This is a genomic window from Streptomyces sp. NBC_00557, from assembly GCF_036345995.1.
Lineage (GTDB): Bacteria > Actinomycetota > Actinomycetes > Streptomycetales > Streptomycetaceae > Streptomyces.
This window is the reverse complement of the sequence record NZ_CP107796.1, coordinates 7,021,077-7,047,271: the sequence shown is the minus strand read 5'-3', so window position 1 is coordinate 7,047,271 and position 26,195 is coordinate 7,021,077. Positions and strand designations below refer to the sequence as shown.

Below are 26,195 nucleotides of genomic sequence, written 5' to 3'. Positions count from 1 at the left end.
CCACCTCAGCCGTTCAGCCGCAGGGTCCACACCACGGTCATCTCGCCGGTGACGGCCCCGTCCTCGCGCTGGATGGCGATGTCGACCGGGAACTCCGGCCGCCCACCGGCGTCCAGCTCGGCGACGACCTCGGCCGCCGGGCGGCCCAGGGTCGCCGTGGCGGTCACCGGGCCCGTCGCCAGCTTCTTGTAGGCGATCTCGGCGCGCACCGCGAGCGGCACCGCGCGCGCCAGCTGGTCGCCGAACGCCGTGAGGACGATGGCGCCGCTCGCCGATTCGGCGAGGGTGAACATGGCGCCGGCGTGAGGACCGCCGATGTGGTTGTGGTAGTCCGGCTGGTCCGGCAGCCGCAGCACGGCACGCTCCGGGCCGACCTCGACGAACTCCAGGTTCAGGGTCCGCACCATCGGAACCGCGGCGGCCAGCATCTCGCCCATCGAGGCGCTCTCAACTGTCATGCCCCAGATGTTACTGGTGAGTAGCGAAACTGGCCAGCCCCGCGCTCTCCCCATCCACCAGCGCTGACCGCCGCCCGTCCGGCTTCGCTACGACCCTGACGAGGGCCGGTGACCGCATCGTGTCCGGGGCGGCACTAGGGTTACTGGCCATGTGGCCAGATCAGCAGCCGCCAGGGGGCGCGCCGAACCCGCAGAACAACCCGCAGCAGAATCCGTATCAGCAGCCGGGTTACCAGCAGCCGAACCCGTACCAGCAGCCCGGATACCAGCAGTATCCGCAGGCCGGGCCGTACGGTCAGCCGCCGCAGTGGGGGCAGCCGCAGCCTGCCGCGCCCGCCCCGCAGCCCCCGCACGGCGGCGGGGCCCGCACCAGGCTGATCGCGATCCTCGCGGCCGCCGCGGTCGTGATCGCCGCCGGCGTGACGGGGTATCTCGTCCTCGGCAAGAAGGACGGCACGGACGACAAGGCCGGCGGCAAGGGCGGACAGCACGCGAGCCAGTCACCGGCTGCCCAGCCCACGGCCGGCTCGTCGGCGACCGACGACCCGCGCGGCACCGGAACCGAGAAGCCGACCGTCCCCGGCTGGAAGGTCGTGGTGAACCCCAAGTGGGGGATCGCCTTCGACGTGCCGGCGGAGTGGGAGGTCCAGTCCCCCGGCATCGCCGTCAACTTCACCTTCCCGAAGAGCGAGACGGACACCGGCATCACCATGTCGGGCATCGCCGAGTACAAGTCCAAGTGGTGCACCTCGGACGACGACAAGGATGGCCGCACCGAGGACACCCCGCTGGCGGTCGTGGGCACCAAGGGCGCCAACGGGGCCAAGAACACGGACGAGATCGCGGTCAACACGCCGGCCTGGTGGGTCTACGGCGGCTACACCCAGCCCGACAAGAAGAGCATCTCCTGGGACAAGAAGGCCACCGCCTTCACCACGGACTCGGGCATCAAGGGCAGTTACGCCTGGGCGCAGTCGACGCACACCCCGAAGAAGGGCAAGTGCGTCAGCGACGGCAAGGCGCTCACCTTCGGCTTCCAGAACTCGGCGCACGACTACGTGTCGTTCAACTTCTACGGCGCCAAGGGCGTGAGCGGCGAGGTGTCCCGGGAGACCGTGCTGAAGATCCTCCGCACGGTCCGGCTGCACGGCGACCCGACCAACGAGTGAGCACGCGCGGCGTTTCCGGGCCGCCGCGTCACGGTGACCGGAACGCTGCGTCTCCGGCCGGACGCGCGGGAGAAACCGATTGCCCCCGCCCCACGCGGGAGCGATAGTCGCCCAGTGAACCCACCGTCCTTCCCCCACGGCCGGCGCAGACCCTCCTGGGCGGGCCGCAACCACTCCCTGCTGACGGCCGCGGCCGTGGTGACCGGCTTCGGTGCGAACGGCTCGCTCGTCGCCGCCGCGTTCGCCGTGCTGGACGCGGGCGGCGACGGCGGCGACGTGGGGCTCGTGGCCGCCTCGCGCACGGTGCCGCTGGTGGTGTTCCTGCTGATCGGCGGCGCGCTCGCGGACCGGCTCCCCCGGCACCGGGTGATGGTCGCCGCCAACGCCCTCAACTGCCTCTCCCAGGGCGCCTTCGCCGCACTCGTGCTGGCCGGCGAACCCCGGCTGTGGCAGATGATGCTGCTCAGCGCGCTCGGCGGCACCGGGCAGGCGTTCTTCGGCCCGGCGGCCGAGGGCATGCTGCTGTCCTCGGTGCAGGGCGAGCAGGCGGGCCGCGCGTTCGCCGTGTTCCGCATGGCCACGCAGGGCGCGGCGCTCGGCGGCGCGGCACTGGGCGGCGCCCTCGTCGCAGCCGTCGGCCCCGGCTGGGTGCTCGCGCTCGACTCCGCGGCCTTCGCCGTCGCGGGCGCCCTGCGCTCCTTCCTCGACACCGGCCACATCCCGCCGCGCACCCCCGGCGAGGGCATGCTGGCCGATCTCCGCGACGGCTGGCAGGAGTTCGCCGGCCGCCCCTGGCTGTGGGGCATCGTCGTCCAGTTCTCGATCGCCAACGCGGTGGTCGGCGCCGCCGAGGCGGTCTACGGCCCACTGGTCGCCCGCGACCACTTCGGCGGCGCGGGCCCCTGGGGCCTGGCCCTGGCCGCGTTCGGCGCGGGCACGGTGGCCGGCGCCCTGCTGATGACCCGCTGGAAACCCCGCCGCCTGCTCCTCGCCGGCACCCTCTGCGTCTTCCCCCTCGCCCTGCCCGCCGCCGCCCTGGCCGTACCGGCGCCGGCCGGGGCACTGGACGCGGTGATGTTCGCGGCCGGCACGACGGTGGAGGTGTTCGGGGTGTCCTGGATGACCGCACTGCACCAGGAGATCCCCGAGGAGAAGCTCTCCCGGGTGTCGGCGTACGACTGGTTCGGGTCGGTCTCGCTCGTCCCCGTCGCCACCGCGCTGGCCGGTCCCGCGGAGAGCGCCTTCGGCCGGCCGGCCGCGCTGTGGGGGTGCGCCGGGCTGGTCGTGCTGGTGACCGCGCTGGTGCTGCTGGTCCCGGACGTCCGGGCCCTGACCCGCCGTACCCAGCGGGTGGCCGGCTCCCCGGCCGGGTCAGCCGATGCCGAACGCACCGTCGGGGGGCTCGGGTGAGGGCACGGCGTCGGCGTCCTCGACCGGGCGCGCCGAACCGGTGAACTCGCTGATCGCCGCCCCGTGTTCGACCCGCGCCGGGAAGACGTCCGCGGCGGTGCGGCGGGCCAGCACGGCGGTGTCGAGGGGCCGGTGCGAGGCGACCAGCACCGCGTTCCCGAACCGCCGGCCGCGCAGCACCCCGGGCTCGGCGATCAGCGCCAGCTCCTCGAAGACGGCGGCGAAGGTGGCGAGCTGGGAGCGCAGGAAGGCGAACGGCGCCGCGTCGGCGAGGTTGGCCAGATAGACCCCGCCGGGCCGCAGCACCCGCTCGGCCTCGCGGGCGTAGGCGAGCGTGGTCAGATGGGCCGGTACCCGGGACCCGCCGAAGACGTCGGCGACGAGCACATCGGCGTGGTCGTCCGGCGCCGCCTCCAGCCAGGCCCGGGCGTCGGCGGTGTGCAGTGCGATGCCCGCGCCCCGCGGCAGCGGCACGTACTCGGTCACCAGCTCCAGCAGCTCCCCGTCGGCCTCCACGACGTCCTGCCGGGAGCCCGGCCGGGTGGCCGCCACGTACCGCGGCAGCGTCAGCGCCCCGCCGCCGAGGTGCAGCACGTCCAGCGGCAGCCCCTCGTCGGCGACGGTGTCGAGCACGTACCCGAGCCGCCGCGCGTACTCGAACTCCAGATGCGCCGGGTCGTCGAGATCGACGTACGACTGCGGCGCCCCGTCCACGGTGAGCAGCCAGGCCCGCTCGCGATCGACGTCGGGCATCAGCTTGGCGGTGCCGTGGCCGGTGGTCCGGGTAACGGGTATCTGCGCGGTCACGGGTTCATTGTCGCGTGCCCCGGAGGGGCGCGGGGAACCGCGCGGCCGGCCGGAACGCGCCGGCGGTTCCCCACGCACCTGAGCCGCTACCCGACGGAGCCGACGGTCCCCGCGCCCACGGTCCGCCCGCCCTCACGGATGGCGAACCCGAGCCCCGGCTCCAGCGGCACCTCCCGCCCCAGCTCGACGGTCATCTCCACCGTCTCGCCGGGCCGGGCCACCGCGGCCGGGCCGAGGTCGACGTCCCCCACCACGTCCGCGGTGCGGATGTAGAACTGCGGCCGGTACCCGGTGGCGACCGGGGTCGTACGGCCGCCCTCGCGGCCCGACAGCAGATACACCCGGGCGGTGAACCGCCGGGCGGGCACCACGCTTCCCGGAGCCGCCACGACGTGCCCGCGCCGCACGGCGTCCCGCGGCACGCCCCGCAGCAGCACCGCCACGTTGTCCCCGGCCTGCGCCTCCTGCATCGGCTTGCCGAAGGTCTCGAGCCCGGTGACGACGGTCTCCACGTCGGCGCCGAGCACCGCCACCCGGTCCCCCAGGCGGAGCGTGCCCCGCTCCACGGCGCCGGTGACGACCGTGCCGCGCCCGGTGATGGTGAGCACGTTCTCCACCGGCAGCAGGAACGGCGCGTCCAGGTACCGCTCCGGCATCGGCACATAGGTGTCCACCGCGTCGAGCAGCGCCTCGACGGCCGCCGTCCAGCGCGGGTCGCCCTCCAGCGCCCGGAGCCCGGAGACCCGTACGACCGGTACCGCGTCGCCCGGGTAGCCCTGGGAGGTGAGCAGGTCGCGGACCTCCAGCTCGACGAGGTCGATCAGCTCCTCGTCGTCCGTGCCGTCGGCCTTGTTGAGCGCGACGACGATGTGGTCGACGCCCACCTGCCGGGCGAGCAGCACGTGTTCGGCGGTCTGCGGCATGATCCCGTCGAGCGCGGAGACGACGAGGATCGCCCCGTCGAGCTGTGCGGCCCCGGTGACCATGTTCTTGACGTAGTCGGCGTGGCCCGGCATGTCCACGTGGGCGTAGTGCCGGGTGTCGGTCTCGTACTCGACGTGCGCGATGTTGATGGTGATGCCGCGCGCGGCCTCCTCCGGGGCCCGGTCGATGCGGTCGAACGGCACGAAGGTGCCGGTGCCGCGCTCGGCGAGGACTTTGGTGATGGCGGCGGTCAGGGTGGTCTTGCCGTGGTCGACGTGCCCCATGGTGCCGATGTTGAGGTGCGGCTTGGTGCGCGCGTAGGCCGTTTTGGACATGGCTGTACCTCGAAGCCTCTCAGGCGTGGAAGGGATGCGGGACCCCGAGGACCGGCCGACCCTCCCCCTGCGGGGTCCGCCGGTTCGTTCCGGAGAGGGTCAGCTTCGGGCGCCGTCGACGGCGGCCACGAGGATCTGGACGGCAGCCTTCGGCGCATCCGCGGCGGCGGATGCTGCGAGGAGGAAGGCGTACCGGAACATGGGGTCGATCATCGCCGAGCGGCGGTGCGGCGTCGAATGGTTTTCGCGGCGGCCGGGCCGAGGTCAGGCCCCGATGTTCTTCAGGGCCTCCCGCACGGTGAGCGGCGCGAACCGGCCCCGCTCCCGCGCCAGGAAGGCCCGTACGGCGTCGGGGTCGGTCTTGGCGTACTCGCGCAGGGCCCAGCCGATCGCCTTGCGGATGAAGAAGTGGGGATGCCCGGCCTGGAGCAGGCAGTAGCCGAACAGCCGGTCGGTGTCGGTGGTGTCCTTGCGGGCCAGCTGGTGCAGCAGGGCCGTGCGCACCGGCCACAGGCCGGCGTCGGTGATCCAGGTGTCCATGTCGGCGGTGAGCGCGGGGTCGGCCGCGACGAGGCGTCCGACCACGTGCGCGGCGAGCGGGTCGACGGTGTCCCACCAGGGGACCGTGGTGACGAGGTGCCGGGCCACCGGCAGGAAGCCGGAGGAGCAGCGGCCGGCGTGCCGGCGCAGGAAGTCCACCGCGGCGTAGTGGTACTCGCGCTCGGGCAGCGCCCAGCAGCGCAGCGCGACCGCGGTGCAGTCGGCCTCGTCCGGGCGCGGGGTGCCGGCGAGGACCGTGCGGGTCAGGGCGCGGCGGGCCGGGGTGGGGATGCCGAGGAAGGGCGCCACGTCCTTCATGTACGTCCGCATCGCGGCGGCCCGCGCCGGATCGGCGGCGGCGCCGAAGGCCGCGGTGAGCCGGTCGAGCACGGTGTCGGCGAGGGCACTGCGCGGCACGCGCGGCGAGGCCGTCCCAGTGGCGGTCATGACCGCACTCTACTATCGAACACCCGTTCACTCGCGTGCCTGGGAGCGCCGTGCGCATCCCTTCCCGACGCCGGTTTGCGGCCCTTTCCGCACCGGCGTTACCTGGAAGTACCCGTGGTGTAGCGGGCGGAGGTGACACAGGTGAAAGCCGTCGTTTACGAGGAACCCTTCAGTGTGGTGGTGAAGGACGTCCAGGATCCGCGGATCCAGCATCCCAACGATGTGCTCGTACGCGTCACGTCGACCGCGATCTGCGGCTCCGACCTGCACATGTACGAGGGCCGCACGGCGGCCGAGTCGGGCATCGTCTTCGGGCACGAGAACCTCGGCGTCGTCGAGGAGGTCGGCAGCGGCGTGACCTCGCTGTCCAAGGGCGACCGGGTCGTGATGCCGTTCAATGTCGCCTGCGGGTTCTGCAAGAACTGTCTGGCCGGGAAGACGGGCTTCTGTCTGACGGTCAATCCCGGATTCGCCGGCGGCGCCTACGGCTATGTGGCGATGGGCCCGTACACGGGCGGCCAGGCCGAGCTGCTGCGGGTGCCGTTCGCCGATTTCAACTGCTTGAAACTGCCCCCGGGCGAGGAGTTCGAGACCGACTTCGTGCTGCTCGCCGACATCTTCCCGACGGGCTACCACGGCTGCGAACTCGCCCGGGTGTCCCCCGGTGAGAGCGTGGCCGTCTACGGCGCCGGGCCGGTGGGGCTGATGGCCGCCTACTCGGCGCTGCTGCGCGGCGCCGCGAAGGTGTTCTCCGTCGACCGGGTGCCCGAGCGGCTGGCCAAGGCGGAGGAGATCGGGGCGATCCCCATCGACTTCACCAAGGGCGACCCGGCGGAGCAGATCAAGGAGCAGACCGGAGGCGAGGGAACCGACAAGGGCGTCGACGCCGTCGGCTACCAGGCCCAGGCACACGACGCCAGTCACGAGGAACCGGCCATCGTGCTGAACGCGCTGGTCGAGACGGTACGGCCGACGGGCATGCTCGGTGTGCCGGGCCTGTACGTGCCCTCGGACCCGGGCGGCCCCGACGAACACGCCAAGCACGGCCAACTGCTCGTCTCCATCGGCAGGATGTTCGAGAAGGGCCAGCAGATGGGCACGGGCCAGTGCAACGTCAAGCAGTACAACCGGCAGTTGCGCGATCTGATCATCGCCGGGCGCGCCAAGCCCAGTTTCGTGGTCTCCCACGAACTGCCGCTGGACCAGGCGCCGCAGGCGTACGAGAAGTTCGACAAGCGGGTCGAGGGCTACACCAAGGTGGTGCTCCACCCCGGTCACGCACTCGCCGCGTGAGTCGCTCCTGAGACGACCGTGGGACGAAGGGGTCCGGGCGCGCCAGGCGCCCGGACCCCATCGCGTCCTCCCGGCGGCGATCACAGGGGTTCGTCGGTTAATGTCACCGGATGCTCGATGCCACCCGCTCTGGCACCGCCACCGCCTCTGTCCGGACCGCCGCCACGGAGCTCGCCGTGCCCGTGTCCGCCCCGCCCCGCGCCGGGTTCGCCGGGCGGTGCGCGCGGGCGCTGGTGTCTCCCTACGCGCGGCTGTCGCTGCTGCTCGCCCTGCTCGCCGGTGCGGCCGCGGGTGTGCTCGCCTTCGAGCCGCAGCGGCTGCTGACGCACGGGTGGCCGCCGCAGCTCGGCGGGGCCGCGGCAGCCGTGGTGTTCACGGTGGCGTACGGGCTGTGCACCGTGGCGTTCGTGCCGCGTCCCGTGCTCAACCTGGCGGCGGGCGCGTTGTTCGGCTCGCAGCTGGGGCTGGCGACAGCACTGGCCGGCACGGTGCTCGGGGCGGGCGTGGCGTTCGGGCTGGGCCGGGTACTGGGGCAGGACGCGCTGCGCCCGCTGCTGCGGGGCCGCTGGCTGCGGGCGGCCGACGGCCAGCTCAGCCGGCACGGGTTCCGGTCGATGCTGGCGGTCCGGCTGTTTCCCGGCGTGCCGTTCTGCGCGGCGAACTACTGCGCGGCCGTCTCCCGGATGGGCTGGCTGCCCTTCCTGCTGGCGACCGCGCTGGGCTCGATCCCGAACACGGCCGCCTACGCGGTGGCCGGCGCCCGCGCCGCCACGCCGACCTCCCCGGTGTTCCTGATCGCAATGGCCTGCATCGCCGCACCGGCACTCGCCGGCTCACTGGTGGCGTGGCGCAAGCGGCACCGTCTGCGCGGCCGGTAGCCGTTCTCAGACCCCCTCGAGGATCATCGCGTTGGCCAGGCCGCCCGCCTCGCACATGGTCTGCAGGGCGTACCGGGCGCCCCGCTCCCGCATGGCGTGGACCAGGGTGGTGGTCAGCCGGGTGCCGCTGGCGCCGAGGGGGTGGCCGAGGGCGATTGCGCCGCCGTGCACGTTGACCTTGGCCAGGTCGGCGCCGGTCTCCTGCTGCCAGGCCAGCACCACGCTGGAGAACGCCTCGTTGACCTCGAACAGGTCGATGTCCGCCGGCTTCAGCCTCGCCCTGCGCAGCACCTTCTCGGTCGCCGGGATCACCCCGGTGAGCATCAGCAGCGGGTCGGAGCCGGTGACGGCGAAGCTGTGCAGCCGGGCGAGCGGGCGCAGGCCGAGGCGGGCGGCGGTGTCGCTGGAGGTGATCAGGACGGCGGAGGCGCCGTCGTTGATCGGGCTGGCGTTGCCCGCGGTGACGTTCCACTCGATCTGCGGGAAGCGCTCGGCGAAGGCGGGGTCGTAGTAGGCGGGCCTGAGGCCGGCGAGTATCTCCGGGGTGCTGTCGGGGCGGACGCACTCGTCGCGGGCGACGCCGTCCAGCGGCGCGACCTCGGCGTCGAAGAGGCCTGCCTGCCAGGCGGCTGCGGCCTTGTGGTGCGAGGAGACGGCGAACTCGTCCATCCGCGCCCGGGTGAGCGACCACTTGGCGGCGATCAGTTCCGCGCTGATCCCCTGGGGGACCAGGCCTTCGGGGTAGCGCTCGGCGACGCCGGGTCCGAACGGGTCCTTGCCCGCGGGCACGTTGGACCACATCGGCACCCGGCTCATCGACTCCACGCCGCAGGCGACCACCAGGTCGTACGCCCCGGAGATCACGCCCTGCGCGGCGAAGTGCACGGCCTGCTGGGAGGAGCCGCACTGGCGGTCCACCGTGGTCGCCGGGACCGTCTCGGGGAACCCGGCGGCGAGGACGGCGTACCGGGTGGTGTTCATGGCCTGCTCGCCCACCTGGTCCACGGTGCCGCCGATGACGTCGTCGATCAGCGCCGGGTCGACGCCGGAGCGTTCGACGAGGGCGCGCAGGGTGTGGGCGAGCAGCTGCACGGGGTGGACGTGGGCGAGGGAGCCGTTCGGCTTGCCCTTGCCGATGGGGGTGCGTACGGCTTCGACGATCACGGCGTCACGCATGGCGGGGCCTCCTTGGCCGCCCGGCTGCTCGCGGCGGGCCACGGCAGCTACCGGTGAGTAGGAAATCCGGACCCACCATAACTCGCTTAGTTTGGAAATCAAACCCTCCTCTAGACTGGGCGCCATGGCCGCCACGAAAGACCCGCGCCCCTGCTCCATCGCCGACGCCCTCGCGGTGGTCGGGGAGAAGTACTCGCTGCTCGTCCTGCGCGAGGTGTGCCTCGGCAACGGCCGCTTCGACCAGCTGGTGCGCAACACCGGCGCCCCCCGCGACATCCTGGCCGCCCGGCTGCGCCGGCTCGTGGACGCCGGGATCCTCACCAAGCGCCTCTACAGCGAGCGCCCGCAGCGCTTCGAGTACCTGGCCACACAGGCGGGCCTGGAACTGCACCCGGTTCTGATGACACTCAAGGAGTGGGGCGACCGCCACATCCGCAAGGGCGCCGACCTGCCCATGTCCATCGAGCACCGCTGCGGCCACGAACTGGTCCCGGTCGTCACCTGCCGCGCCTGCGGCGAGGAGATCCACCCCGAGCACCTCACGGCCCGTCCCCAGGCCCCGGGCTGGACGATCAGCGGGCCCACGGCGGCAGTTGGGTGAGACGGCAGTCCCCAGACCTGCTTGCCGTCGGCCAGGAGTGGCGTGATCCTTCGGGGGCCATTCACCCGTCCACCCTCACGCCGGTTGGTGAGCGCGCTGGTCCAGCCGCTTGCCCCGAACCCTCACCGGCGGAGCCGACGGGCTGGGTAGGCGCGGACGGGGGCCCCTCGCGCAACCCTCGCCCTGCCGTTCGCCCCGGCCCTGGCCCTGCGGTTCGCCCCGGCCCCGTGCGCGGGGACTGTTTCGGACATCTCCGCGGGCTGGATGCTCCGGGTCCGCCGAGCGCCCTGGCCCTGCTGTCCGAGGTGCCTCGCAGGGTCGCCGGGACCTGCGGATTCCCGGCTCCGGCGGTGGCGTACGGCCGTATCCGGCCCGGCGCGTCGCCGCGGCCCGCGCCCGCGTCCTCGTGCGGCCCCGCAGGGCACAGCCGGGGCGACGCGGGCGAGAAGAAGGCACCGCGGCCGGTGACGGTGACCAACCGCATACCTTCTGTGTAGCCGGGCGGTAGCGCAGTGTCAGTGCTTACCCCTAGGCTGTCCGCATGTCCCCCGAAGTCCCCCCGTTCTCTGGTTCCGTGCGGTCTGCTGCCGAGGTGAACGAGCAGATCCGGGCGCTCTGGCTGCGTGCGGGCGGCACCCTGTCGGCCCAGGAGCGCGCGGAGTACGAGCAGTTGGTGATCGAGTGGGCCGAGGCGATCCGCTGCGAGGTCATCAAGGCGGCGTGACGCGTACGGCGCCCCGGGACCGCCTGCGCCCGCCCGCCGCCGCGGTCATCCCTCGCCGCTCCCGCCCCCGGCGTCGGCCTCGCGGGTCCACAGGGACAGATCACTGCTCGTCGCCACGGCGAGGGTCCGTCCGGAGGGCGAGAATCCGGTGGCGCGGAGTTCGGAGTAGTGCGCGTGGAAGATATGCCACCAGCGCTCTCCGTGCGGTCCGGAGTGCGGCAGTGCGTCGCCCCGGGAGAGCAGGACACGCTCGTACGGCCAGGCCGGCGCGACGACCTCCAGTTGCCAGCCGTCGCCGGTGGTGGTGTGCAGTCCCCCTCCGAAGAGCCCGGCGACGCGCACCCTGCGTCCGGCGACCGGTCCCAGTCCAGGGCACGACATGGCGGGATCCGCGGCCGGTCCGCTCTCCTCGCAGTCGGGCTGCGGGTCGCGGGCCCGCGCGATCCTCTCTCCCGTGACGCCGTCGAAGAGACCGTGCCCGTCGTGGGACACGACCATCACGAGATCCTGGCCGGTCCGTGGGTGCGAGGCGAAGCCGATGCCGAGCAGGCCGCCGACCGGGGCGTACGCGATGCGCCGCCACGGCTCCGGCGCCGGTACGACCGGGGCGGCGAGCAGTCGCCGCCGCATCTGCTGCTGGTACGCGGATAGCTCCGGCTCGGGTACCGGCTCGGCCGCGGGCCCGTTGTTCGTCGTCGGCTTCGTCATGCGGCCATGATCCGGACGCCGGCGGCTTCTTCCAACTGTGCCGCCGCACCTGCGCGGACGGTCCAGCGGGTTGCTGCCGCCCCGCCGGTGTGCGGGACGGCCGGACCTGACTAGAGTCGTGCCGTTACACCTGGTTGTGGGGACAGCCAGTGCGCTTGGGGAGGGCCTGCACCACATGAGTCGTCGTTCCAATGGCGTGATAGGCGTCTGGGCCGAGATGCAGCGACAGCAGCAGCGGCAGGCGCAGGCCGAAGCCAGACGACGGAGGCAGGAAGAGCAGCAGGCACGCGCCTACCAGCGGCGAGTCGCCCAGAGCCATCGCGAGTACCGGCAGGCGGAGGCACAGCGCCGGACCGAGGAACTGGACGCACAGGTCGCAGCGCTGCAGGGTCTTCTCGCCGCGGGTGTTCAGGCGCCGGCGTTCCGGGCCTCCTCCCTCCTGCGCCCGGAGGTGATCGAGCCGTTCGCACCGGGTGCGCTGGCGCAGCCCGTTCCGATGCCGGATTTCGCGCACTACCAGACGCAGAGCGGATGGACCGCCGCCCGCCGCGCCCAGGCCCAGGCGGAGGCTCGGGCGCGCTTCGAGCGGGACTGGCACGCGGCCCAGGCGGCGGAGGCGCAGCGGCAGCAGCAGCTGGCGGCGTACCAGCAGTGGGCCGACGCCCAGCTCGCCGAGGTACGGCGGCACAACGCCGGCGTCGGCGAGCTGACCGAAGGAGTCGGGCGCCGCGATCCGGACGCCGTGGTCGAGTACTTCACCGCCGCTCTCCACACGTCGGCCGCGTGGCCGGAGGAGTTTCCGCGTCAGGTGACGGCGGCCTACGACGCGGCGGCCGGGCAGCTGGTGCTGGACTGGGAACTGCCCGCCTACGACGTCGTACCCGAGGTCAAGTCCGTTCGCTACATGCCCGGGCTGGACCAGGACAAGGAGACCGCCCGGCCCGTGGGCCAGCGGCGGGCTCTCTACCGCGAGGTGCTGGCGCAGTGCGTGCTGCTCGTGCTGCACGAGCTGTTCGCCGCGGACGAGCTGGGCGCGCTCGAGTCGGTGACCCTGAACGGGTTCGTGGACGGGCACGACCCCACGACGGGCCGGCCGGGCCGCATCTACCTGGCGACCGTGATGGCCGCGCGCTCGACGTTCCGCGAGCTCCACCTGGCCCAGGTGGACGCCTGCAGCTGTCTGGCCGACGCGCTGCGCGGGCAGCTCTCGGCCCGTCCCGACCAGCTCGCGCCGGTGCGGCCGGGTCGCCGGCCCGAGGACGTCGGCAACCGTGTCGTCACGCAGGGCGGCGACGAGGAACCCGACCTGTACGAGATGGATCCGATCGCCTTCGAGAATCTCGTCGCCGATCTCTTCCGGGCCATGGGGATGCAGGCAGTCACCACCCAGCGCTCGAACGACGGCGGGGTGGACGTCGACGCCCTGGATCCGGCGCCGATCCGCGGCGGCAAGATCGTCGTGCAGGTGAAGCGCTACCGGCACACGGTGCCGCCCACCGCCGTACGCGACCTGTACGGGACCGTGCAGGACGCCGGCGCCAACAAGGGCGTGCTGGTCACGACGTCGGGCTTCGGCCCCGGCTCGCACACCTTCGCCCACGGCAAACCGCTGGAACTGATCTCGGGCACGGAACTCGTCGATCTGCTGCACCGTCACGGGCTCCGCGGACGCCTCGGCGATCGTACGGGCCGCGGCGGAACGCGGCCGGCGCCGTCCGCCCCGGAACCCCGGCTCCCCGACGACCACAACGTGCTGGGCATGGCGTGGGCCGGAGGTGTTGCCCTGGACGCGTGCGCTCTCGTCTGCCGGGGCAACCGGGTGCTCGGCGAGGATCACTTCGTCTTCTTCAACAACCCGCGGACGCCGGACGGCACCGTGCGGGCTCTTCCCGCCCAGGCACCGGACAGGGCCGCGATCGGCGTCTCCTTCGACGCGCTGCCGCCCGAGGCCGACCGGCTCGTGCTCGTTGCCGCCGTCGACCCGGAGGCTGATCCGGACGCCGACCTCTCCGGATTCACCGACGCGCGCATCCGGCTGCTCGATCCCGGGATGACCGAGCTGGGGCGACTGGAGGTCTGCGACGGGCGGCCCGGCGAGACCGCCCTGGTACTCGGCTCCTTCCGCCGCAGGTCCAACGGTGACTGGGACTTCGTGCTCGGCGGCAAGGGCTACACGGGCGGTCTGGCGGAACTCGTCGCGGACTACGGCATCGAGGTGGAGTAGGCCGCCCGCGTCCGGGAGCGGACGCCTCGGTGACTCCGGTGTGCGGGCGCGTGGTTACGGGCGAATGTCCCGGCGCGCCTCTTGGCTCCGCGCCCGCCATGCCCAACACTGTGCCGATGACGCAGCGTGCGGAACTCGCCACCGTGATGGACCGACTGGCCGTCGACGAGTTGATCACCGCGTACGCGGTGGCCGTGGACGAGGGCGACTGGGGCGCCTACCGGGAGCTGTTCACGGTGGACGGGAGGGCCGACTACCGTTCGGCCGGCGGCATCGAGGGCGACGCGGAGCGGGTCGCCGGATGGCTCGCCGAGAGCCTGGCGCTGTTCTCCGTACGGCAGCATCTGATCGTCAACCGCCAGGTGCGGTTCGGCTTCCTGGAGCACGACACCGGCGACACGGCCTCGGTACGGGCCGACTACCTCAACCCGATGCGTCGCGCGGCCGACGGCGGCCCCACGGCCCCGGACCTGGTGTGCGGGGGCAGCTACGGATTCGGGGTGCTCCGCACCGCCGAGGGCTGGCGCCTGCGGGAGGTGGTCGCACAGGAGAAGTGGCGCCGCCTCCCGGCCCAGGGCCCGGCCACCGCCTAGAACACCGCCCGCACCGGGCCCACCGCCCCCGCGCAGGCACCCGCCCCGCCCAGCCCTACGTCGGCCCCGCCCAACAAGCCCGGCAGCCGCACCGGCCCCACAACCGGCCCCACACACGCCCCCAGCCACCTGGCCCCACAACCGCCTCGCAAGCCCCGGCCACTCACGGCCGCCCCGCCACCGGCCCCCGAGCCGCCCCCACGCAAGCCGCCGCGCATGCCCCGGCGCACGCCGGGCAGGTGCCCCCTGTCGTAGATCGCCTGGACCGCGCACACTGGAACGAGCGCACGGCTGGGAGGGCCCGTATGAGGATGATCGACCGCTGGCTGACCTCCCCTTGGCGGCGTTCCGCCGTGGCCGTGGTCGCCGGTGCCCTGCCCGTGCTCGCGTTCCCCGCGCCGGCGCTGTGGTGGTTCGCGTACGTCGCGCTGGTCCCCTGGATCCTGCTGGCCCGCTCGGCGCCCACCGGGCGGCGGGCGGCGTACGACGGCTGGTGCGGCGGCTTCGGATTTCTGCTGGCGGTGCACCACTGGCTGCTGCCGAGCCTGCACGTGTTCATCTTCCTGATCGCCGCGCTGCTGGGCGCGCTCTGGGCGCCCTGGGGGTGGCTGGTGCGCCGGTTCCTGGGAGAGCGGCCGACGCCGGGGCGGGGAGCCGCCGCGCTGCTGGTGCTGCCGTCCGGCTGGCTGATGGTGGAGCTGGTGCGGTCCTGGCAGGGGCTCGGCGGGCCCTGGGGCATGCTGGGCGCCAGCCAGTGGCAGGTCTCCCCCGCGCTGCGGCTCGCCTCGGTGGGCGGGGTGTGGCTGCTCAGCTTCCTGATCGTGGCCGTGAACGTGGCGGCGGCCGTGCTGGTGTCGGTGCCCGCGTCGCGGGTCCCGGCCGTGGCCTCGCTGGTCGCCACGGCCGCCGCGACCTCGGCCGTGTGGGCCTGGGCGCCGCGGCCGGACGTCGACGGGCATGTGCGGATCGCCGTCGTACAGCCCGGGATCGTGGACGGGCACGACAGCGGCGACAAGCGGTTCGACCGCGAGGAGCAGCTGACCCGGCGGCTCGCCGGGCAGCACCTCGGCCTGGTCGTCTGGGGCGAGTCGAGCGTCGGGTTCGACCTGGGCGACCGTCCCGACCTGGCCCGGCGGATCGCCGCGCTGTCCCGGGCGACCGGTGCCGACGTCCTGGTCAACGTGGACGCGCGCCGCTCCGACCGGCCCGGCATCTACAAGAGTTCGGTGCTGATCGGCCCGGACGGCCCGACCGGCGACCGGTACGACAAGATGCGGCTCGTGCCGTTCGGCGAGTACATACCCGCCCGTTCTCTCCTGGGCTGGGCCACCTCGGTCGGCAAGGCGGCCGGCGAAGACCGCAGGCGCGGCAGCGAGCAGGTCGTGATCAACGTGGGGCACGGACTGCGCATCGGACCGCTGATCTGCTTCGAGACCGCGTTCCCCGACATGAGCCGGCATCTGGCCGAGGACGGCGCCGACGTCCTGCTCGGCCAGTCCTCCACCTCGTCCTTCCAGGGCAGCTGGGCCCCGGCGCAGCACGCCTCGCTGGCCGCGCTGCGGGCCGCCGAGACCGGCCGCCCGATGGTGCACGCGACGCTCACCGGCGTCTCGGCCGTGTACGGGCCGAAGGGGCAGCGGCTCGGGCCCTGGCTCGGCACCGGCGCGAGCGCCGCCCGGGTGTACGACGTACCGCTCGCGCACGGCGTCACGCCGTACGTCCGCTACGGCGACTGGCCGGTGTACGGCGCGCTGCTGGTGCTGGCCGCGTGCTGCGCGGCCGAGGGGGTGCGGGCGCTCAGGCTGCGCCGAGGCGGCCCTGCACCGCTCGCACCACCCGCTCGCACAGCTCATGAGTCGCCAGCGCGTCCCGTGCGCTGAGCACCTTCCCGGCGCGCACGGCGTCCAGGAAGGCGAGCACCGCCTGCTCGATGCCGCGCTGCCGGGCCACCGGCACCCAGTCGCCGCGCCGGCGCACGGTCGGCTGGCCCTTGTGGTCGATCACCTCGGCGAGATTGAGCACCTGACGCTTGGTGTCCTGCCCGGAGACCTCGAGGATCTCCTCGTTGGAGCCGCTGAGCCGGTTCATCACGCCGAGCGCGGTGAAGCCGTCCCCGCCGAGCTGCAGCACGACGTGGTGCAGTGCCCCGTCCCGGACGCGGGCGCGGACGGTGACGTCGTCCACGGTGCCCGGCACCAGGAACCGCAGGGTGTCCACGACGTGGATGAAGTCGTCCAGGATCATCGTGCGCGGTTCCTCGGGCAGCCCGATCCGGTTCTTCTGCATGAGGATCAGTTCGCGCGGATGGTCCAGGCACTGCGCGTACCCGGGCGCGTACCGGCGGTTGAAGCCGACGGACAACGAGACCCCGCGCTGCTCGGCCAGGGCCACCAGCCGCTCGGAGTCGGCGAGTTCGTAGGCGAGCGGCTTGTCCACGTACGTGGGGACGCCCGCCTGGAGCAGCCGGGCGACGATCTCGGGGTGGGCGCCGGTCGGCGCGTGCACGAAGGCCGCGTCGAGCCCTTGCGCGAGCAGGGAGTCGAGCGTGCCGTGCCGCTGCCCGGGCGGCAGGTGCAGGGTGTCCGCGACCCGTTCGAGGGTGGCGGGCGTCCGGGTGTGGAGGTGCAGGTCGACCCCCGGCTGCATGCCGAGCACCGGCAGATACGCCTTCTGCGCGATGTCCCCGAGTCCGATGCAGCCGACCTTCACGTGTGCTCCCCTACCGCTCGACCGTGTCCTGGGCAGCATACGGCGGCCGCCAGCCGGCGATGCCGTCGAAGCCGCGCAGGAGGAGCGCGGGTGCGGCCTTCGACAGGACCGCGATCACGGTGTCGCGTACGGCGACGGCGGCGGGGCCCGCGGCCATGTTCACGCGTGCCGCTCTGACGGCCCGGCGGGCGATCGCGGTGGTGCGCGGGAGGCGGGCGGCGGTGTAGGCGGCCAGGTCGTGGGCGTGGTGGGCGAGGACGACGGCGTCCTCGACGGCCTGGTTGCCGCCCTGGCCGAGGGTGGGCGGCATGGCGTGGGCGGCGTCGCCGAGGAGGGCGGTCCGGCCCGCATGGTAGGCGGGCGGCGGGGTGGCGATGTGGTGGACGTCGTGCCGGAGCACGTCCTCGGGGCGGGCGGCGGCGAGCACATCCGGGATCGGGTCGTGCCAGTCGCCGAACCGGCGCAGGAGTTCGGCCCTCTCGTCGTCGGGCGCCCGGCCGCCGGCCGGGGTCATGGCCGCCGCGTACGCGTAGACACGGCCGTCCTTGAGCGGGTGCGTGCCCCAGAGCCGGCCCCGGCCCCAGGTCTCGTGGGCGGCGAACCGGACGCCCGGCAGCGGGATCAGCATCCGCCAGGTGGTGAACCCCGCGTACACCGGTCCGGGATGGCGGGGGAAGAGGGCTGTGCGGACACGGGAGTTGACGCCGTCCGCGCCGACCACCAGCTCGGCAGGCAGTTCCTCGTCGCCGGTGCGGACGCGGGCGGGCCTGCGGCGGTCGCCGGGGTCGGCGAGGCTCGCGCCGGCCGCGGTGCGGACGGCGCCGGGGGGCAGGAGGGCGGCGAGGCGGTCCACCAGGGTGGCGCGGGGCAGCAGGACCAGGGGGCCGCCGAAGCGGGCGGCGGCTGCCTCGGCGCTGGTGCGGGACAGCCAGCGGCCGCCCGGGGTGCGCAGGCCGCCGTCCCCCTGCCAGGCGGCCAGCTGCCTGATCTCGTCGCCGATGCCGAGCACGTCCAGGGCGCGCAGGGCGTTCGGGGCAAGGGAGATGGCCGCGCCGACGGGCTCCAGGGAAGGGGCGCGCTCCAGGACGGTCACGCCCCAGCCCCTTCGGTGCAGGGCCGCCGCCGCGGCCAGGCCTCCGATGCCGCCGCCGATGACGATCGCGCGGTCCGACTGTGTCATGGTTCCTCCCCATTCCCCGTTCACTACATCTGTAGTGACCCGCACGCTACTACAGACGTAGTGATCCCGGTAGGGTCGGATCATGTCCGTACGCACCTCGAGCGCCTCCCGCGCCGATCTCGTCGCCGACGCCGCCCTCGCGCTGCTCGCCGAGCGCGGCATGCGCGGGCTGACGCACCGGGCGGTGGACGAGACGGCGGGACTGCCGCCCGGCTCGACGTCGAACGTGGCCCGCACCCGGCAGGCCCTGCTGGAGCTGGCGGTACGCCGGCACGCCGAGCGGGAGGCCCGGGTGCTGGACCCCGCGGAGATGCCGGCGCCGGACGGCGGACCCGACGCGCTCGCCGACGGGCTGGCGCTCGCCGTGCACCGGTTCCTGACCCGGGACCGCGACCTGCTGATCGCCCGCTACGAACTCGCCCTGGAGGCCACCCGCCGCCCCGAGCTGCGGGCCTTCTACGACCGCGCGGGCGCCGTCTTCAAGGAGCAGCTGGCCGCCCTGCTCACCGCCGCCGGCTCCCCCGAGCCGGCCCGGCATGTGCTGTCCCTGGTCGCCTGGGCGGACGGGCTGATGTTCTCCTGCGCGGCGGGCTCGTTCAGCGCCGAGGCGCCGGGCCTGGAGGAGATCCGCACGGGCCTGCGGGAGCTGCTCAGGGGGATGCTGGGCCGGAGAAAACCCGTGGTGGAGGCGCCGGATGATCGATGACGATACGGGGATGACCACGATCGAACGCCGAGAGCCCGCCCCGAACGCCGGCGAACGCGCCATGCTGGAGGGCTGGCTGGACTACCACCGCCTGACCCTGGCCCACAAGTGCGAGGGGTTGAGCGACGAACAGCTGCGCACCGCGTCCGCACCGCCCTCCGAGCTGTCCCTCATGGGTCTCGTGCGGCACATGGCGGAGGTGGAACGGGCCTGGTTCCGCAAGGTCCTGGTGGGCGACGAGCCCGGCCCCGTCTACTGCACCGACGAGGACCCGGACGGCGACTTCCATGTCACCGGGGCCGCCACCTGGCAGGAGGCGTACGCGACCTGGCAGGCGGAGATCGAGACCGCCCGGCGGAACGCGGCGGCCTTCCGGCTCGACGACCTGTCCCAGGGCAGGAGCCGGTTCACCGACGAGCCGTTCAGCCTCCGCTGGATCTACGCCCACATGATCGAGGAGTACGCCCGGCACAACGGCCACGCCGACCTGCTCCGCGAGCGCATCGACGGCGCCACCGGCGACTGAGCGTCACCCTCGGTACCCTCGAAGCCCTCGGACGGGGCACGAGATCATCCGTACGGGGCATGAATCCCGGCTCCCTGCTGCCAAGCCGGGTGCCGACGCAGCAGAGTTGCGCGGGTGCATCGAACGACGACCACCGCAGCGCTCCTGGCCACCGTGGCCGTCTCGGCCCTGTCCGGCTGTGTGACGGTCCAGGCCCCCGCGACGCCCGCGCCGCCCCGGGAGGCGACCACCTCGGTCCCGGCGGCGCCGCGCACGGACGGCAGCGCCGGGCCCCGGCCCGTACCGGCGCCGGCCCAGGAGGCGCTGGAGATGACGGGTCCCACCCGGCATCCGCGGCACCCGGCGCCGGCCGGCCCCCCGCACCGGCCCGAGGCGCCCCCGGTCGCACACCGGCCACCGGCTCCCCCGCACCGGCACACCGAGCGTCCCCGGCGGCCGCACACCGACGTACCGGACCGGTCGAGGCCGGCCGGCCCGGCGCCGGACGTGTGCGCCCTCGGCAGGACGTACGGTGGCTGGCGCGCGGACAGCCCCGAGGCGCGGATCTGCGACCAGGCCTACGGCCGCTGACACGCGCCCGCAGGCCGTCACTCGCCCAGCCGCGACTGCAGCCGGCCGATGGCGGCCCGCACCCCCTCGCCGTACCCGTCCGGGGCGAGCGCGCCGGCGGTCTCGCGGGCCCGGCGCAGATGGCTGCGGGCGGCCTCGTCCCGGCCGAGCTTCACGTAGTCGGCGGCGAGATTGAGGTGCAGCGAGGGAAGGAACCCCCGCACACCCGGCGGAGCGCCGCCGTCGGACACCTCCTCCGCCGCCGACAACGCCCTGAGGTCCCAGGCGAGTTCGTCCTCCGGATCGTCCTGGGTGTCGGCGAGATAGTGGGCCAGGGTGCAGCGGTGCAGCGGGTCGCCGTCCTCGCCGATCTCCGCCCACAGGGTCAGCAGCCGGCTGCGGGCCTCCTCGCGGTCGCCGCCGTGGTGCAGCATCACGACCTGCCCGATCCGCGTGAGCACGGCGTCGGGCGCCGCCTGTTCCTGTTGCTCCGCCACGGGTGCCCTCCGGGCTGTCGACCGGTCTACGGTGCCGACGCTAAACCGTGCCGCCCGGAAAGCCGGGCAGGCAGCGCCGTTGCGCTTCCGGCCGGCGGGCTGCCGCGGGTCCGTTGCGGCTGGGCGCGCCCACGCGGCGGAGCCGCATGTCGATCACGGCCCCGCACCCCTTCGGGGCGCGCCCTCCGGCCCCCGGCAGCCCTACCCCAGGTTGGGAATCCGCCAGTCGATCGGCTCGTGGCCCTGGCGGGCGATCGCCTCGTTGATCTGGGTGAACGGGCGGGAGCCGAAGAACTTCTTCGCGGAGAGCGGGGAGGGGTGGGCGCCCTTGACCACCGCGTGCCGCGTCTCGTCGATCAGCGGCAGCTTCTTCTGCGCGTAGTTGCCCCACAGGACGAAGACCGCCGGGTCCGGGCGGTCGGCGACCGCCCGGATGACGGCGTCGGTGAACCTCTCCCAGCCCTTGCCCTTGTGCGAGTTGGCCTCGCCGGCCCGGACGGTGAGGACCGCGTTGAGCAGCAGCACGCCCTGCCGGGCCCACGGCATCAGATAGCCGTTGTCCGGGATGGGCAGGCCCAGCTCCTGCTGCATCTCCTTGTAGATGTTCCGCAGGGAGGGCGGGGTCTTCACGCCCGGGCGGACCGAGAAGCACAGGCCGTGGCCCTGGCCCTCGCCGTGGTACGGGTCCTGGCCCAGGACGAGGACCTTGACCTGCTCGTACGGCGTCGCCTCCAGCGCGGCGAAGACCTCTTCGCGCGGCGGGTAGACGGGACCCTTCGCCCGCTCCTCCTCGACGAACTCGGTCAGCTCCTTGAAGTAGGGCTGCTGCAGCTCGTCGCCCAGAACCCCGCGCCAGGACTCGGGCAGCATGGCGATGTCGGTCACGTCAACGTCCTTCGGTCTACTACGGCGTGGTCACGTCCAGGCTTCAGAACCTACAGGCGACCACTGACAACCGGCAGCCGAAGGGGGGTTCACCAGCTGGTCTTGCGGTGCAGCGCCCACATCATCATGATCGTCGACGGGTCGAGGGCCTGCTCGCCGCCGGAGATGTCCTCGCTGGCGGCGATGTACTGCCGGCCCTGCCACAGCGGGATCAGCCGCGCGTCGTTCACGATGATCTGCTGGGCCTCCTCCATGTCCTTGACCGTGCGGGCGCGGTCGCTCTCCGCGCGCGAGTGGGGCAGCAGTTTGCCGGTGATCTGCGGGACCGGGTAGGGCGTGCCGAGCGCGTTGTGCTCGCCGACGAACGGGGCGATGAAGTTGTCCGCGTCGGGGAAGTCCGGGAACCAGCCGCGGCCGAACACCGGGTACTCGCCCTTCTGGTAGCCGACGACGTAGGTCTTCCAGGGGCGGCTCTTGAGCGTGACCGTGAACAGTCCGGAGGCCTCCAGCTGCCGCTTCAGCTCCTGGAACATCAGCGCCGTCTCGGAGCCGTAGCGGTCGGTGGTGTACCAGAGGGTGAGCGGGACGCGCTGGTGGATGCCCGCGTCGGAGAGGATCTTGCGGGCCTTGGGGACGCTCGGGTCGCCGTAGTCGTCGAAGAAGCCGGTGCTGTGCCCGGTCAGGCCCTTGGGGACCATCGAGTACAGCGGGTCGACCGTGTCCTTGTACACCTTGTGTGCGATGGCGCCCCGGTCGACGATCTGGGCGACGGCCTTGCGCACGGCGGGCTGCTTGGCCCACGGGTCCTTGGGGTTGAACACCAGGTAGCTGATGTCGATGCCGGAGCCGTCGACCAGCTGGAGGTTGCTGTCGGCGTGCTGCTGCAGGGCGAGGATGTCGTCGGCGCCGAGGCCGCGGTAGGTGACGTCGATCTGCTTGGCGCGCAGCGCCTTGACCATCTCGGCCGAGTCCTGGAAGTAGCGGATGGTCACCGCGTCGTTCTGCCGCCGGGCGAAGCCGTGGTAGTTGCCGTTGGCGGTGAGGACGGCCTGCTTGCCCTCCTCGTAGGACTGCAGCTTGTACGGCCCGGAGCCGTAGACCTTGTCGTCCTTGCGCAGGGAGCGCGCGGGGTAGTCGTCCGGGTCGACGATCGACATGGCGGGTGTGGCCAGCACGAACGGGAAGGTGGCGTCGGACTGGTTGAGGTGGAAGACGATCTCGCGGTCGCCGAGCACCTGCACCCGGTCCAGGCTGCCGAGCAGCCCGGCGGGGCCGCTGGGGGCGTTGATGGTGCGGATGCGGTCGATGGAGTACTTGACGGCCTGGGCGTTCAGGGCGTTGCCGTCGGCGAACTTCAGGCCCGCGCGGAGCGTGCAGCGGTAGGTGCGGCTGGAGGAGTCCGTGAAGGAGCAGCTCTGGGCCGCGTCGGGCTGGGGGGCGGTGGCACCGCTGGGGTAGGCGACGAGCGTCTGGAAGATGTTCCGGTACAGCTCCCAGGAGCCGTCCCAGGCTCCGGCGGGATCCAGCGTGCTGGGGGCGCTGGTGGTGCCCACGACGATGGGCCCCTTGTCGTCGCCGCCGCCGTCGGACAGCAGGCCGCAGCCGGTGGCCACCAGGGATATGGACGCGATCGCCGCGACTCTCCGCAGGAATCGGTTCCGGTTGAACACGCGCACGCTCCTCGATCTGCCATACCAAGGGTCGGCAGACCATACCGCAGCGTCCGGGCCTTGGAACCTCCCCGGAAACAGGGCTTCTTGATCGATTCGCGAGCGGTGCCGCCATGACGACGTTGTCAGTCCGCTGAGCGGACTCCAGGGGGCGTTCCGGGCGCCGATCTGTCCGAAAATCGACGCCCGGAAACGGGCTCAGGCTCCGACGCCGGCGTTGAGGAAGATGCCGCCGTCCACGACGAGCGTCTGACCGGTGATCCAGTCGGACTGCTCGGAGGTGAGGAAGGCGGCGGCCCCGCCGATGTCGGAGGGCACGCCGAGCCGGCCGAGGGGGTAGGCGGCGGCCGCCTGCTCCTCGCGGTTCTCGTACAGCGCCTGCGCGAACTTGGTCTTGACCACGGCCGGGGCGATCGCGTTGACCCGCACCTTCGGCGCGAACTCGTGCGCCAGCTGCTGGGTCAGGTTGATCATGGCGGCCTTGCTGACGCCGTAGGCGCCGATGAACGGCGAGGGCGCGAGGCCCGCGATCGAGGCGATGTTGACGATCGCGCCGCCGTTGTCCTTCTGCCAGGCGTGCCAGGCCTTCTGGGCGAAGCCGAGCGCGGAGATCACGTTGGTCTCGAAGACCTTGCGGGCGACCTCCAGGTCGAGGTCGGCGATCGGGCCGAAGACCGGGTTGGTGCCCGCGTTGTTGACGAGGAAGTCCAGGCGGCCGAAGGCCTCCATGGTGCGCTCGACGGCCTCGGTCTGGTGGGCCAGGTCGTGGGCCTTGCCGGCGACGGCGATCACCCGGTCCGCGCCGAGCTTCTCGACGGCCTCCTTCAGGGCGTCCTCGCCGCGGCCGGTGATGCATACGCGGTCGCCCCGGGCGACGAGCGCCTCGGCGACGCCGTAGCCGATGCCGCGGCTGCCGCCCGTGATGAGGGCGACCTTGCCCGAGAGCTCGGGGAGTTCAGCGGAAGTCATGTACCTGGTCCCTTAGTTGAGCGGTCCGCCGGCGACGTACAGCACCTGGCCGGAGACGAAGCCGGCCGCCTCGCCGGTGAAGAAGGCGATGGCGTTGGCGATGTCCTCGGGCTCGCCGACGCGCTGCACCGGGATCTGGGTGGCGGCGGCCTTCTTGAAGTCCTCGAAGCCCATGCCGACGCGGTCGGCGGTGGCCTTGGTCATCTCGGTGGCGATGAAGCCGGGGGCGACGGCGTTGGCGGTGATGCCGAACTTGCCCAGCTCGATGGCGAGGGTCTTGGTGAAGCCCTGGAGACCGGCCTTGGCGGCGGAGTAGTTGACCTGGCCGCGGTTGCCGAGCGCCGAGGAGGAGGAGAGGTTGACGATCCGGCCCCAGCCGGCGTCGACCATGTGCTTCTGGACGGCCTTGGTCATCAGGAACGAGCCGCGCAGGTGCACGTTCATGACGGTGTCCCAGTCGGAGACGCTCATCTTGAACAGCAGGTTGTCGCGCAGCACACCGGCGTTGTTGACCAGGATGGTCGGGGCGCCCAGCTCCTCGGCGATCCGGGCGACGGCCGCCTCGACCTGCGCCTCGTCGGAGACGTCGGCGCCGACGGCGATCGCCTTGCCGCCCGCGGCGGTGATCTTCTCGACCGTGTCCTTGCAGGCGGCCTCGTCGAGGTCGATCACGGCGACGGCACGGCCCTCGGCGGCCAGCCGCACGGCGGTGGCGGCTCCGATGCCGCGCGCCGCGCCGGTGACTACCGCGACCCGCTGTTCAGTGGTGGACATTGCTGCTTCTCCTCGCCCTTGAGAGAACCTGGCGCCCCTGGAGAGCCTGCGGCGGCTCCTCCGGGGGCTCTGTGATGCGGTGAGCGACCGCTTAGTACCTTCAGCACACGTGACGCTAGAAGCCCTGGCACCCGGTGTCAACGGCACACCGGGTGCATGTGATCCATTACCTCACCAGGAGGTCGAGCAACCGCTCGGTCTCGGCGGCCGGGTCGGTGGTCAGACCGGTGTGCACGGGACCGGGCTGGACGATCGTGGAGCGGGGCGCGATCAGCCAGCGGAAGCGGCGCCCGGCGTCGTCCCCGGCCGCCTGCCCGGCCTCCTCGCCGCCCGCGCAGTGCCGCTCCACCGCGCCGAGCGCGGCGCGGATCCCGGCCACGTCCGCGTCCGGGTCCAGGGCGAGCAGCCGGGCCTCGTCCAGATGGGTGCGGGCGCCGACGTAGGCCTTGGCGCGGCAGTAGACGACGACGCCGGCGTTGACGCACTCGCCGCGCTCGACGCGGGGTACGACCCGGATCAGCGCGTACTCGAACACGTCCCGGTCGCCGCCCTGGCCCGACCGGGTGATGTGCCGCTCGGTGACGTGGCCGGCCATGTGGATGTGGGTCTCGCTCACGTGGTCCCCTCGATGCCGGTGATGCGTTCGGCGATGGCGGCCGCCCGCGCGAGCAGCGGCCGTGCGTAGGCCCGGCGCAGGTCGTCCGGGGTGTCGAAGCCCGGCTCGTCCGTGAGCCAGGCGTCGGGGATCTCGGCGGTGACCTCGGCGAGCAGGTCCTCGGTGACCTTCGGCGCCAACTCGGCCGCGGCGGCGGCGAGATCGGGGCCGAAGCGGGCGAGGGCGTGGTCGCCGGCGTCGTAGGGGCGGGCCGCGGAGCCCGAGGCGGCGGGCCAGTTGTGGTGCCAGATCATGGTGGCGCCGTGGTCGATGAGCCACAGGTCGCCGCGGTGCACCAGGAGGTTGGGGTTGCGCCAGGACCGGTCGACGTTGTTGACCAGCGCGTCGAACCAGACGATCCGGCCGGCCTCCGCAGGGCTCACCGGGAAGGCGAGCGGGTCGTAGCCGAGGGCGCCGGAGAGGAAGTCCATGCCGAGGTTGGCGCCGCCGCTGGACCTGAGCAGGTCCTGCACCTGCTGTTCGGGCTCGCCGAGTCCGAGCACCGGGTCCAGCCGGACGGTGACCAGGCGGGGCGTCCGCAGGCCGAGGCGGCGGGCGAGTTCGCCGCACACCACCTCGGCGACGAGCGTCTTGCGACCCTGGCCGGCGCCCGTGAACTTCAGCACGTACGTCCCGAAGTCGTCGGCCTCGACGAGCCCCGGCAGCGAGCCCCCCTCACGCAGCGGCGTGATGTAGCGGGTCGCGGTGACTTCCTTGAGCATCGCCCCAGGTTACTGGGGTGCGGCGGGCAGCAGGGCCCACAGCCGACCGGCAGCCGCGGCTTACGC

27 protein-coding genes are annotated in these 26,195 nt (G+C 73.0%); 12 read left to right on the top strand and 15 right to left on the bottom strand.

The window, feature by feature from the left end; genetic code table 11:
* Positions 1 to 5: 5 nt before the first annotated feature.
* Entirely contained in the window at positions 6 to 458 is a 453-nt protein-coding gene (locus OG956_RS31105; protein WP_330341326.1) for a DUF4442 domain-containing protein, read from the bottom strand.
* 149 nt (positions 459 to 607) lie between these two features.
* On the opposite strand from OG956_RS31105, the gene OG956_RS31100 reads away from it, so the two are divergent.
* Together OG956_RS31100 and OG956_RS31095 are read left to right on the top strand one after the other, a co-directional pair.
* Complete coding sequence (locus tag OG956_RS31100; RefSeq protein ID WP_330341325.1) at positions 608 to 1,627, top strand: hypothetical protein; 1,020 nt, start codon at positions 608 to 610, stop codon at positions 1,625 to 1,627.
* Between the two features lie 114 nt (positions 1,628 to 1,741).
* Complete coding sequence (locus tag OG956_RS31095) at positions 1,742 to 3,037, top strand: MFS transporter (protein ID WP_330341324.1); 1,296 nt, start codon at positions 1,742 to 1,744, stop codon at positions 3,035 to 3,037.
* Here the strand turns inward: OG956_RS31095 and OG956_RS31090 are convergent.
* The 3 genes from OG956_RS31090 to OG956_RS31080 form a co-directional block, all read right to left on the bottom strand.
* Positions 2,999 to 3,844, bottom strand: coding sequence for a spermidine synthase (locus OG956_RS31090; RefSeq protein WP_330341323.1), 846 nt, complete (start codon positions 3,842 to 3,844; stop codon positions 2,999 to 3,001). The genes OG956_RS31095 and OG956_RS31090 overlap by 39 nt on opposite strands.
* 86 nt (positions 3,845 to 3,930) lie before the next feature.
* Positions 3,931 to 5,103: an elongation factor Tu gene (tuf, locus tag OG956_RS31085; RefSeq protein ID WP_330341322.1), complete on the bottom strand. Its 1,173-nt coding sequence runs from the start codon at positions 5,101 to 5,103 to the stop codon at positions 3,931 to 3,933.
* A 264-nt stretch (positions 5,104 to 5,367) separates the two neighbouring features.
* The gene (locus OG956_RS31080) at positions 5,368 to 6,090 is read right to left on the bottom strand and encodes a DNA alkylation repair protein (protein ID WP_330341321.1); all 723 of its coding nucleotides are present in this window, start codon (positions 6,088 to 6,090) and stop codon (positions 5,368 to 5,370) included.
* 141 nt (positions 6,091 to 6,231) lie between these two features.
* On the opposite strand from OG956_RS31080, the gene OG956_RS31075 reads away from it, so the two are divergent.
* On the top strand, positions 6,232 to 7,383 hold the full coding sequence (locus OG956_RS31075) for a glutathione-independent formaldehyde dehydrogenase (protein ID WP_330341320.1): 1,152 nt from the start codon (positions 6,232 to 6,234) through the stop codon (positions 7,381 to 7,383).
* A 110-nt stretch (positions 7,384 to 7,493) separates the two neighbouring features.
* Positions 7,494 to 8,261 carry a TVP38/TMEM64 family protein gene (locus OG956_RS31070; protein WP_330341319.1) on the top strand — a complete coding sequence of 256 codons (768 nt, stop codon included), beginning with the start codon at positions 7,494 to 7,496 and terminating at the stop codon, positions 8,259 to 8,261.
* Positions 8,262 to 8,267: 6 nt separating this feature from the next.
* Here the strand turns inward: OG956_RS31070 and OG956_RS31065 are convergent, their stop codons facing one another.
* Positions 8,268 to 9,437: a thiolase family protein gene (locus OG956_RS31065; protein ID WP_330341318.1), complete on the bottom strand. Its 1,170-nt coding sequence runs from the start codon at positions 9,435 to 9,437 to the stop codon at positions 8,268 to 8,270.
* A gap of 124 nt (positions 9,438 to 9,561) precedes the next feature.
* Here OG956_RS31065 and OG956_RS31060 point away from each other — a divergent pair, with 124 nt between their 5' ends.
* Both OG956_RS31060 and OG956_RS31055 read left to right on the top strand, forming a co-directional pair.
* Entirely contained in the window at positions 9,562 to 10,038 is a 477-nt protein-coding gene (locus OG956_RS31060) for a winged helix-turn-helix transcriptional regulator (RefSeq protein ID WP_330341317.1), read from the top strand.
* Between the two features lie 541 nt (positions 10,039 to 10,579).
* Positions 10,580 to 10,762, top strand: a complete 183-nt coding sequence (locus OG956_RS31055) for a hypothetical protein (protein WP_330341316.1) — start codon at positions 10,580 to 10,582, stop codon at positions 10,760 to 10,762.
* A gap of 45 nt (positions 10,763 to 10,807) precedes the next feature.
* Here OG956_RS31055 and OG956_RS31050 read toward each other — a convergent pair whose 3' ends face one another.
* Positions 10,808 to 11,470 carry a hypothetical protein gene (locus tag OG956_RS31050; protein WP_330341315.1) on the bottom strand — a complete coding sequence of 221 codons (663 nt, stop codon included), beginning with the start codon at positions 11,468 to 11,470 and terminating at the stop codon, positions 10,808 to 10,810.
* A gap of 175 nt (positions 11,471 to 11,645) precedes the next feature.
* Here OG956_RS31050 and OG956_RS31045 point away from each other — a divergent pair, with 175 nt between their 5' ends.
* The 3 genes from OG956_RS31045 (at position 11,646) to lnt (ending at position 16,167) form a co-directional block, all read left to right on the top strand.
* The gene (locus OG956_RS31045; RefSeq protein ID WP_330341314.1) at positions 11,646 to 13,694 is read left to right on the top strand and encodes a restriction endonuclease; all 2,049 of its coding nucleotides are present in this window, start codon (positions 11,646 to 11,648) and stop codon (positions 13,692 to 13,694) included.
* A 116-nt stretch (positions 13,695 to 13,810) separates the two neighbouring features.
* Positions 13,811 to 14,287, top strand: a complete 477-nt coding sequence (locus OG956_RS31040; RefSeq protein WP_330341313.1) for a nuclear transport factor 2 family protein — start codon at positions 13,811 to 13,813, stop codon at positions 14,285 to 14,287.
* Positions 14,288 to 14,592: 305 nt separating this feature from the next.
* Positions 14,593 to 16,167, top strand: a complete 1,575-nt coding sequence (gene lnt, locus OG956_RS31035) for an apolipoprotein N-acyltransferase (protein WP_330341312.1) — start codon at positions 14,593 to 14,595, stop codon at positions 16,165 to 16,167.
* On the opposite strand, the gene OG956_RS31030 is transcribed toward lnt, so the two are convergent.
* Both OG956_RS31030 and OG956_RS31025 read right to left on the bottom strand, forming a co-directional pair.
* Complete coding sequence (locus OG956_RS31030) at positions 16,085 to 16,996, bottom strand: Gfo/Idh/MocA family protein (RefSeq protein WP_330341311.1); 912 nt, start codon at positions 16,994 to 16,996, stop codon at positions 16,085 to 16,087. The two genes, lnt and OG956_RS31030, sit on opposite strands and share 83 nt — an antisense overlap.
* 10 nt (positions 16,997 to 17,006) lie before the next feature.
* A complete protein-coding gene (locus tag OG956_RS31025; protein WP_330341310.1) occupies positions 17,007 to 18,176 on the bottom strand; it encodes an FAD-dependent monooxygenase in 1,170 nt (389 codons plus the stop codon).
* 82 nt (positions 18,177 to 18,258) lie between these two features.
* Here OG956_RS31025 and OG956_RS31020 point away from each other — a divergent pair, with 82 nt between their 5' ends.
* From OG956_RS31020 to OG956_RS31010, 3 genes are all read left to right on the top strand, one after another.
* Positions 18,259 to 18,882: a TetR/AcrR family transcriptional regulator gene (locus OG956_RS31020; RefSeq protein ID WP_330341309.1), complete on the top strand. Its 624-nt coding sequence runs from the start codon at positions 18,259 to 18,261 to the stop codon at positions 18,880 to 18,882.
* 10 nt (positions 18,883 to 18,892) lie between these two features.
* A complete protein-coding gene (locus tag OG956_RS31015; protein ID WP_330341308.1) occupies positions 18,893 to 19,408 on the top strand; it encodes a DinB family protein in 516 nt (171 codons plus the stop codon).
* A gap of 114 nt (positions 19,409 to 19,522) precedes the next feature.
* Positions 19,523 to 19,978: a hypothetical protein gene (locus OG956_RS31010; protein ID WP_330341307.1), complete on the top strand. Its 456-nt coding sequence runs from the start codon at positions 19,523 to 19,525 to the stop codon at positions 19,976 to 19,978.
* A gap of 17 nt (positions 19,979 to 19,995) precedes the next feature.
* Here the strand turns inward: OG956_RS31010 and OG956_RS31005 are convergent, their stop codons facing one another.
* The 7 genes from OG956_RS31005 to OG956_RS30975 all read right to left on the bottom strand — a co-directional run bounded on the left by OG956_RS31005 (position 19,996) and on the right by OG956_RS30975 (position 26,129).
* Complete coding sequence (locus OG956_RS31005; protein ID WP_330341306.1) at positions 19,996 to 20,454, bottom strand: hypothetical protein; 459 nt, start codon at positions 20,452 to 20,454, stop codon at positions 19,996 to 19,998.
* Positions 20,455 to 20,655: 201 nt separating this feature from the next.
* Entirely contained in the window at positions 20,656 to 21,339 is a 684-nt protein-coding gene (ung, locus tag OG956_RS31000) for a uracil-DNA glycosylase (protein WP_330341305.1), read from the bottom strand.
* An 89-nt stretch (positions 21,340 to 21,428) separates the two neighbouring features.
* Positions 21,429 to 23,009 (bottom strand): ABC transporter substrate-binding protein, encoded by a 1,581-nt coding sequence (locus OG956_RS30995; RefSeq protein WP_330341304.1) that lies wholly within the window; start codon positions 23,007 to 23,009, stop codon positions 21,429 to 21,431.
* Between the two features lie 198 nt (positions 23,010 to 23,207).
* Entirely contained in the window at positions 23,208 to 23,978 is a 771-nt protein-coding gene (locus OG956_RS30990; protein ID WP_330341303.1) for an SDR family oxidoreductase, read from the bottom strand.
* 12 nt (positions 23,979 to 23,990) lie between these two features.
* Positions 23,991 to 24,752, bottom strand: coding sequence for a 3-oxoacyl-ACP reductase FabG (fabG, locus tag OG956_RS30985; protein WP_330341302.1), 762 nt, complete (start codon positions 24,750 to 24,752; stop codon positions 23,991 to 23,993).
* A 166-nt stretch (positions 24,753 to 24,918) separates the two neighbouring features.
* Complete coding sequence (locus OG956_RS30980) at positions 24,919 to 25,368, bottom strand: DUF3037 domain-containing protein (protein ID WP_330341301.1); 450 nt, start codon at positions 25,366 to 25,368, stop codon at positions 24,919 to 24,921.
* Entirely contained in the window at positions 25,365 to 26,129 is a 765-nt protein-coding gene (locus tag OG956_RS30975) for a HipA family kinase (protein WP_330341300.1), read from the bottom strand. The genes OG956_RS30980 and OG956_RS30975 overlap by 4 nt, the downstream gene beginning before the upstream one ends.
* Between the last annotated feature and the right edge of the window lie 66 nt (positions 26,130 to 26,195).

Excerpts from the sequence above, each read along its gene's own strand:
- lnt (WP_330341312.1), top strand. The coding sequence starts at position 14,593 with ATGAGGATGATCGACCGCTGGCTGACCTCCCCTTGGCGGCGTTCCGCC.
- OG956_RS31100 (WP_330341325.1), top strand. The coding sequence starts at position 608 with ATGTGGCCAGATCAGCAGCCGCCAGGGGGCGCGCCGAACCCGCAGAAC.
- OG956_RS31065 (WP_330341318.1), bottom strand. The coding sequence starts at position 9,437 with ATGCGTGACGCCGTGATCGTCGAAGCCGTACGCACCCCCATCGGCAAG.
- OG956_RS31080 (WP_330341321.1), bottom strand. The coding sequence starts at position 6,090 with ATGACCGCCACTGGGACGGCCTCGCCGCGCGTGCCGCGCAGTGCCCTC.
- OG956_RS31105 (WP_330341326.1), bottom strand. The coding sequence starts at position 458 with ATGACAGTTGAGAGCGCCTCGATGGGCGAGATGCTGGCCGCCGCGGTT.
- tuf (WP_330341322.1), bottom strand. The coding sequence starts at position 5,103 with ATGTCCAAAACGGCCTACGCGCGCACCAAGCCGCACCTCAACATCGGC.
- OG956_RS31020 (WP_330341309.1), top strand. The coding sequence starts at position 18,259 with ATGTCCGTACGCACCTCGAGCGCCTCCCGCGCCGATCTCGTCGCCGAC.
- OG956_RS31055 (WP_330341316.1), top strand. The coding sequence starts at position 10,580 with ATGTCCCCCGAAGTCCCCCCGTTCTCTGGTTCCGTGCGGTCTGCTGCC.
- OG956_RS31040 (WP_330341313.1), top strand. The coding sequence starts at position 13,811 with ATGACGCAGCGTGCGGAACTCGCCACCGTGATGGACCGACTGGCCGTC.
- OG956_RS30990 (WP_330341303.1), bottom strand. The coding sequence starts at position 23,978 with ATGACTTCCGCTGAACTCCCCGAGCTCTCGGGCAAGGTCGCCCTCATC.
- OG956_RS31045 (WP_330341314.1), top strand. The coding sequence starts at position 11,646 with ATGAGTCGTCGTTCCAATGGCGTGATAGGCGTCTGGGCCGAGATGCAG.
- OG956_RS31060 (WP_330341317.1), top strand. The coding sequence starts at position 9,562 with ATGGCCGCCACGAAAGACCCGCGCCCCTGCTCCATCGCCGACGCCCTC.
- OG956_RS31025 (WP_330341310.1), bottom strand. The coding sequence starts at position 18,176 with ATGACACAGTCGGACCGCGCGATCGTCATCGGCGGCGGCATCGGAGGC.
- fabG (WP_330341302.1), bottom strand. The coding sequence starts at position 24,752 with ATGTCCACCACTGAACAGCGGGTCGCGGTAGTCACCGGCGCGGCGCGC.
- OG956_RS31070 (WP_330341319.1), top strand. The coding sequence starts at position 7,494 with ATGCTCGATGCCACCCGCTCTGGCACCGCCACCGCCTCTGTCCGGACC.
- OG956_RS30975 (WP_330341300.1), bottom strand. The coding sequence starts at position 26,129 with ATGCTCAAGGAAGTCACCGCGACCCGCTACATCACGCCGCTGCGTGAG.
- OG956_RS31015 (WP_330341308.1), top strand. The coding sequence starts at position 18,893 with ATGACCACGATCGAACGCCGAGAGCCCGCCCCGAACGCCGGCGAACGC.
- OG956_RS31050 (WP_330341315.1), bottom strand. The coding sequence starts at position 11,470 with ATGACGAAGCCGACGACGAACAACGGGCCCGCGGCCGAGCCGGTACCC.